6 protein-coding genes are annotated in these 6,786 nt (G+C 67.4%); 4 read left to right on the forward strand and 2 right to left on the reverse strand.

Annotation, left to right across the window (positions count from 1 at the left end; genetic code table 11):
* The first annotated feature begins 580 nt into the window (after window positions 1-580).
* The gene (locus BXA11_RS45915) at window positions 581-1,099 is read left to right on the forward strand and encodes a DUF5994 family protein (RefSeq protein WP_373320593.1); all 519 of its coding nucleotides are present in this window, start codon (window positions 581-583) and stop codon (window positions 1,097-1,099) included.
* 170 nt (window positions 1,100-1,269) lie between these two features.
* On the opposite strand, the gene BXA11_RS40785 is transcribed toward BXA11_RS45915, so the two are convergent.
* Window positions 1,270-2,133, reverse strand: a complete 864-nt coding sequence (locus BXA11_RS40785) for a sensor histidine kinase (RefSeq protein WP_076443300.1) — start codon at window positions 2,131-2,133, stop codon at window positions 1,270-1,272.
* Window positions 2,134-2,530: 397 nt separating this feature from the next.
* A complete protein-coding gene (locus BXA11_RS40790; RefSeq protein ID WP_076443301.1) occupies window positions 2,531-3,190 on the reverse strand; it encodes a response regulator transcription factor in 660 nt (219 codons plus the stop codon).
* Between the two features lie 424 nt (window positions 3,191-3,614).
* Here BXA11_RS40790 and BXA11_RS40795 point away from each other — a divergent pair, with 424 nt between their 5' ends.
* From BXA11_RS40795 to BXA11_RS40805, 3 genes are read left to right on the forward strand one after another with little or no spacing between them, the layout of a single operon-like run.
* Window positions 3,615-3,914 (forward strand): circadian clock KaiB family protein, encoded by a 300-nt coding sequence (locus tag BXA11_RS40795; RefSeq protein ID WP_204053722.1) that lies wholly within the window; start codon window positions 3,615-3,617, stop codon window positions 3,912-3,914.
* A gap of 2 nt (window positions 3,915-3,916) precedes the next feature.
* Window positions 3,917-5,437 carry a circadian clock protein KaiC gene (kaiC, locus tag BXA11_RS40800; RefSeq protein ID WP_076443302.1) on the forward strand — a complete coding sequence of 507 codons (1,521 nt, stop codon included), beginning with the start codon at window positions 3,917-3,919 and terminating at the stop codon, window positions 5,435-5,437.
* Window positions 5,434-6,591, forward strand: a complete 1,158-nt coding sequence (locus BXA11_RS40805; protein WP_076443303.1) for an ATP-binding protein — start codon at window positions 5,434-5,436, stop codon at window positions 6,589-6,591. The genes kaiC and BXA11_RS40805 overlap by 4 nt, the downstream gene beginning before the upstream one ends.
* Window positions 6,592-6,786 lie beyond the last annotated feature (195 nt).

Here is a 6,786-nt window from a genome sequence, read left to right on the forward strand (position 1 = left end):
CGCTTCGCCGCAGCGGCGCAGCTCACCGGCTTCGTCGCGGTCCAGGCACTGCCGATGCGCCACCACGACAGGGTCATCGGCGCACTCACCCTGCTACAGACGGCGCCCGGCCGGCGATCACAGCCGATGACGAGGCTTGCCGGGATCGGCCTCGTCCGGCCGGAGCGCCCGGCGGAGTCGACGGGTCACCGAGCACGCCGGCAACCGCGTTTCTCCGACCTGGGCACCCCGGAGGCCGCTCTGGGATGGTCCGAATCCCCACGGACCGCGGCCCATCTCACAGTCAAGCCCCGGGCGCCTCAACAGGAAACCGGCAACGCCAGATGAGCCGATCACCCCTGCTGATGGCGGCACCCGGTCAGCGTGGGTGACCGAGCGTTCCCGCTCAGGCCCGGACTCCGGCCTGCACCTGGACGACGCGGTCAGCGCCCACCAGGCCTGTCGCAAGCCCCCCACCGGCCAGCGGAAGGAGTAAAATTGCTGGTACCGGGGGCATTTCGAATGCCGGCAGTCGCGCCGGCACCGTCTGCGGCGTTTCATCAGACGCAGCCCCGTCGGGGCTGAGGCAGGTCGGCCGATCATGACGCTGACGCACACTCGAGTTCCCATCACCCGTGTTCTGGCGGAGCAGCCGCGTGACGTACCCGTCGTGCGGCTCAGCCTGGAACCAAGCCCTCGTCGCACGCGTGCTGTGGACGGGGAATGGTGGCCCCGGTCAACGGACGCGGCGGCCGAACTCCCAGGTCTTATCGCGGCCGTCGACCACCGGCTGGGGAGGATGACGCTCCGGGTCGGACTGCATGTGGACGCCTGGAGCAACATTCCGCACCGAATTCCAGTCGCCGGCCGGGCCGTGAAGGTCGGATGGTTCCAATCCATGGACCGCGGGCTGGTTACCCTGACCATCAACGGCCACGAGGGAATAACGTTGCGGGTGATACCGCCGGAGGCCGCATCCGCGTCGGCCCCCAGGGACCCGAACGGTGCGCCTCCCGTGGAGGACCGGACTCCCGCGCCCGGGGTCCCGGCGGAGCAAGAGGCAGAGCAGGATGTCTGGGAGGACGAAGGCGGCCGCTTCGGGCGATCTGGCTGCCCGTGATCTGGCCCGGCATCGCGTCCGGCTCTCTGCCCGCCTTCGCGTTATCGCTCGGCCACTTCGTGCCGACGAACTTCACCGCCGGCGGGACCGTCAGATCGGTGGGCTGGACACATTGCGTGCCTGCGATGTCGCGTTGGGCGGCAGGCGGACGTCGTGGCCGAATTCGGCGATCAGTACAGCCGTTGGTCAGGCCTCATGACACCGTCGGGGCCCGGAAAGGCCACGAGGGGAAGCCGCAGTGTGAAACGTGCGCCGCCGATGGGAGAGGTTCCGGCATGGAGAGTCCCGCCGTGAGCCTGGGCGATCTCACGGGCGATCGACAACCCGAGGCCGCTGCCGCTGCGGTCGCGGCGGCAGCCTGCGTCCAGTCTGGTGAATCGTTGGAAGATCCGTTCACGGTCGGTCTCGGCGATCCCTTCACCGTCGTCGGAGACCGCCAGTTCCGCGATGTCCCCGTTACGACTGACCTCGACCCGTACGACCTTCTCGGCGTGCCGTTGGGCATTGTCCAGAAGATTTGTGAGCACCCGGCCGATCTGGATGGCGACGATCTTGACGCAGACCGCGGGAGCGAGCCGCATCTGGACCGGAATACGATCCGCCCGACAGGAGACTTCCGCCTTGACCAACTGCGCCAGGTCGACCGGTGCCCGCCCGTACGGCACGGCGCCCCCGACTCGGGACAACAGGAGCAGATCGCCGATGATCGCCTCGAGCCGGTCGACGGCGCTCAGCGCACGCTGGAAGGTCTCGTGCGGTTGAACATCATCTGGATGCAACTGCGCCCACTCGAGCTCTGCGCGCAGCCCGGCGATGGGGTTACGCAACTCGTGTGACATGTCGGAGGCGAACCGCCGCTGTTGCTGCAGTGCTTTGTTGAGCCCTTGCAATGCGCAGATCGCGGCCCTGGTGGTCCGGGCGATCTCGTCTTCACCGAGGGGATCGGATACCTCCGGATCAAGGCGTGTGACATATGCGGGGATGTCAAGATTATTGATACAGCCGGACAGAGCTTCAACGTGTCTCATGTCCATATCGGTTCTTCCTTCCCGCAACCAAGCGGTCGGGGCGTGGATATCGCTAGCGCGCCTGCCTCATCCTCGTGGACCACGGGGAGCGCGTCACATGCCGGAGCATGCCGGGATTTCTTTCCGGCCCTTGGCCGGGGATGCCGAGGGTTGGATGCCTCGGGGGCGGCAACGAAGACCTCATAGCGTCTATGCGCGGCAAGGCCGGCGTACCCGCTGAACGAAAGCGGCGCTCTCGTTTGCCGGGATACCGGCACGTGGCGTTATCGAGCCCAACCCCGCCGAGGCGGTAGCTCGGGAAAGAGCCGCGGTGCGACGCATACTCACAATTTAGGCGGACGACAGACGCCACGCCACCCGCATATGGTCCGGCTACGCCCCCCAAATGGGCCGCATCGCGGGCTCAACCAGGCTTCCGCGGTCCTGGCAGGAGCCCCGTCCGAGTGGCCAGGACAACCGCCTCGAGCTGGCTGTGCGCGCCCAGCTTCATCATGACGTTCTTGACGTGGCCCCGAGCGGTGTGGAGGCTCACGACGAGTCGCCCGGCGATCGCACGGGGATCGAGCCCTTCGCCCATCAGCCTCAGAACTTCCAGCTCACGCGGGGTGAGCCCCGCCCGGTTCCCGCGCCCGGCGTGTGGCGCTGCGAAGCGATCCTTGAGGAGCGCTCTGAGCGGGTCACCCTCCACCATAAGGATGTTCTTCTCGACCGGGGCGCGGATCACTTTAAGAATGTCCGGGAATTTGCTGTCTTTTGCCAGAAATCCGGAAGCTCCTACCGCTGCGGCGGCCGCGAACAGGTCGGGCCTGGCATCGCCTGTCAATATGAGGACGCGGACATCCGGGTGAGACGCTTTGATCCGCCTCGTTCCCTCGATGCCGTCGACATCCGGCAGATGAATGTCCATGAGCACGACATCGGGCCTGTGTATCCTCACGAGCGAGACGGCGTCCTCGACCGTTCCGGCGGCCCCCACGCAATGCAGATCGGGCTGGGCGTCGATCGCGATCTCGAGAGCGCCCGCGAGCGCCCGCTGATCCTCGACCACGAGAACCCGGATCACGGGAGTCTCCCGCCGCCCGTGACCTCGTCCACTGCTCGGCTCATGGCTGCTCACTTCACAAGCGATCTCGCCGCCGTTGAGTCGGCCGGTTCCGCTCCGCCCGTCCCCGGTGAGGCGTAGCCAACAGAGGTGAGGGCGCGTCCGCCTTGGTGAAAGCGGGCCGAAGACCCTGTGGCCTGCCCCGATGAACTCCTCATGACGCTACCCCGCATGCATCGTGATGCACAATCGGATCGATCTCAACGCCGCCGCACGCGAGCTGCGGCGACGCTTCGTGCAGCAAGCGGGCGGGGAGGACACCTCCATCCGCTGCGCGTGCCGGCTCCTCTTCCGATGCTCGTCCCCGCCTGTCTGCGGGGTACGAACAGGGGTAGACCGCACGGCCCCGTCCGGAGCCCTGCAGATGTTGGAGACGGGTCCTGACGTGACCATTTACTCATTCAGGCTGTACGTGGCCGGGAACACGGAGCGGTCCCAGACCGCGGAGGTGAACCTGCGGTTCCTGTGCGAGGCTCACCTCTCCGGCATGTACGAGGTCGAGGTCATCGACGCCGTCGAGCGGCCCGAGCTGGCCGAGGAGGGACGGATCCTGGCCACCCCCACCGTGGTCAGGCTCACGCCGCCACCACAGCGACGGGTGATCGGGGATCTGTCCGATCACGGTCGCGCCGCCATCGCTCTGGGCCTTCCAGCCGCGGACGCGTCGCCCTCGGAAGGGCAGTGACGATGACTGACAGCAACGCCATCGGGCGGATCCCCACGGGGATCGACGGCTTCGACCACATAGCCCTGGGCGGGTTGCCCGCCGGTCGATCCACGCTGGTGAGCGGCACGACCGGAAGCGGTAAGACGCTGTTCGCCGTTGAGTTCCTCTCCCGCGGAATCACGCGATACAACGAGCCTGGGGTCTTTGTCACCTTCGAGGAGACAGCCACCGACATCCGCCGCAACTCAGCCTCGCTGGGCTTCCCCATCCAACTGTGGGAGGACGAAGGAAAGTGGGCCTTCGTCGAAGCATCGGGGAGTATCAGCGAGGACACGCCCGCCGTCGGTGCCTACGACTTCGGTGCCCTGGTGGCGCGTATCGAACACGCGGTCCGCCAGACCGGGGCTTGCCGTGTCGCGCTCGACTCGCTCAACGCGATCTCCACCCGGTTCACCGACATCGCCGTCGTTCGCCGCGAGCTGTTCCGGGTCGCCTCCGCTCTCAAGGCGCTCGGAGTCACCTCGGTGCTCACCGCGGAGCGCCCCGAAGAGTACGACGGTGTGACCCGCTACGGGGTCGAGCCATTCGTGCTCGACAATGTCATCATCTTGCGCAACGTGCTCCGGCAGGGTCGGCGAACCCGGACGGTTGAGATCGTCAAGTTCCGCGGCGCCCCGCATCGTACGGGGGAATGGCTGTTCACCATCGATCCACGGGGCGGCATCGTGGTGGTCCCCCTCGCGTTCCTCACCCCGTCCGACCACGCGTCGCTCGCCCGCGTCTCGTCGGGCATTCCCGAGTTGGACGAGATGTGCGGCGGCGGCTTCTACCGGGACGCGATCGTCCTGATGACCGGGCCCCCCGGCACGGGCAAGACGCTGGCGAGTCTGCGTTTCACGGCCGCCGGCGTCGAGGCGGGTGAGCGCTGCCTGCTCTGCACCTTCGACGGGACCCCCGGGCAACTCTTCCGCAGCGCCGCGGGCTGGGGTCTGGATCTGAAGGCGATGCGGGCCTCGGGTCTGCTCCGGGTCATGTCCGGCTACGCGGAGGTGATGTCGCCAGAAGACCACTTTCTGCGGCTCAGGCACGCCATTGAGGAGTTCGCGCCCGGCCGGCTCGTCGTCGACACATTGTCCGCTCTCGAACGCGTGGCCGCGCCGCGGACTCTCCTCGATTTCGTCATCGCGCTGGGGGCGGTCCTCCGGCAGAACGAGATCACCACTCTTCTCACGGGGACACCTGCCGGACGCGTCAGTTCGGCGAACGCGCCGTTGATCACCTCTGACATCGCCGGGCTCTCCGACGTCTGGATCCAGCTCCGGTACGTCGAAAGCCCCGCCGAGATCCGGCGCGCCATCGCGGTGCTCCAGGCGCGCGGCTCCGCCCACGACCACAGCATTCGCGCACTCACGATCGACGGCAGCGGCATGCACATCGGCGAGCCCTTGTCAGGTGTCCCCCACGTCTCCACGGGACCGGTCGATCCCGAGATCGCACGGGGGGCGTCCGAGTCCGAAGAGACAGAAGGTCCGGCGAGGTGAGTGCCGGTGGCGGGTCCCCGCCTGGCGGAAGCCGCGCAGGAGGCTCCGAGCCAGGGCGGCCCGACGACATCGAATACCGGGACGAGATCAGCCAGGTCATCGTCTCGGCCTCGGCGGACGGGATCGTCGCCGTCGACGAGGAAGGGATCATCAGGCTCTGCAACCCCGCCGCCGCGGAGCTCTTCGCCCGCTCGGCAGAGGATCTGATCGGCACCCCGTTCGGCTTCCCCATCGCCGCGGGTGCGGCGACCGAGATCGACTTGATGCTGCCCACCGGAGGCAAACGGGTCGTAGAGATGCGGGTCACCGCCACGACCCTGGAAGACGAGCCCCTGTACGTCGCCGCGCTCCGCGACGTCACACGGAGCAGGTACGTCGAACGAGAGCTGGAGGCGGCCCTGGAACGCCAGAACGTGGCGGTCGCCGTCGCAGCCCATGAACTCCACAATCCCCTGGCCACCATCAGCGTGCTGGTGGACGTGCTCCGTGATCGCCTGATCGCGCTCGCCGAGGAGCAAAGAACCGAGATCGTCGAGCGCATCGCCGATCGGACGGCCCGGCTCCAGGGGCTCGTCCGAAAGCTCCTCACCGCGTCGACCATCGAAGCGAAGGGCGCGTCCGCCCGCGTGGAACGCGTCCCCGTGCTCGAAGTGCTCCTCGAACGACTCGGCGAGCTGGACGAACGGTCGCGGGACGTGTGCGTATCCTGCAGCCCTGATCTGGAGGCCCTGGTCGACCGCAGAGAGTTCGCCGCGATGGTGGACAACTACCTGGAGAACGCATTCGCCTATGGGCGTCCACCCGTCGTGGTGTCCGCGACCGGACAGCCGGGATGGATCCTTCTCCGGGTGTGCGATCGTGGGCCGGGTGTGCCTGCGGCCTTCGTGCCGCGGTTGTTCGAGCGCTTCAGCCGTGAGCGGGAGGTTGATCGCGAAACAGAGGGGACGGGCTTGGGACTGTGGATCGTGCGAAGCTTCGCCCGGGGCAACGGCGGCGACGCCTGGCATGAGCCCCGTGAAGAGGGGGGAGCCTGTTTCTGCCTCCGTCTGCGACGAGCGCCCTCGGACCGACGAGCCCCTTCGGACCGACGAGCCCCTTCGGACCGACGAGCCCCTTCGGACCGACGAGCGCCCTCGGACCAGAGCGGAGAGTAGGCGCAACGGTCACGGTGCCACTGCGGAAGCGCACGGCGGAGACGGCTACCGCGACTCCTCAAACCGGACAAGAGTTGATATTCGGCGATCGAGTCCCCCCGGGAGGCAGTCGTGACGCGGGAACGCCAACTGACCGACGCGTTCGTCGAGTTGACGGACACCCTGGTCGGAGACTTCGACGTCGTCGACCTGTTA

Source organism: Microbispora rosea, from assembly GCF_900156315.1.
Taxonomy (GTDB): Bacteria; Actinomycetota; Actinomycetes; order Streptosporangiales; family Streptosporangiaceae; genus Microbispora; species Microbispora rosea.

Bases quoted from the DNA above. Each gene is read 5' to 3' on its own strand.
- BXA11_RS45915 (WP_373320593.1), top strand. From the start codon at position 581: ATGACGCTGACGCACACTCGAGTTCCCATCACCCGTGTTCTGGCGGAG.
- BXA11_RS40785 (WP_076443300.1), bottom strand. From the start codon at position 2,133: ATGGACATGAGACACGTTGAAGCTCTGTCCGGCTGTATCAATAATCTT.
- kaiC (WP_076443302.1), top strand. From the start codon at position 3,917: ATGACTGACAGCAACGCCATCGGGCGGATCCCCACGGGGATCGACGGC.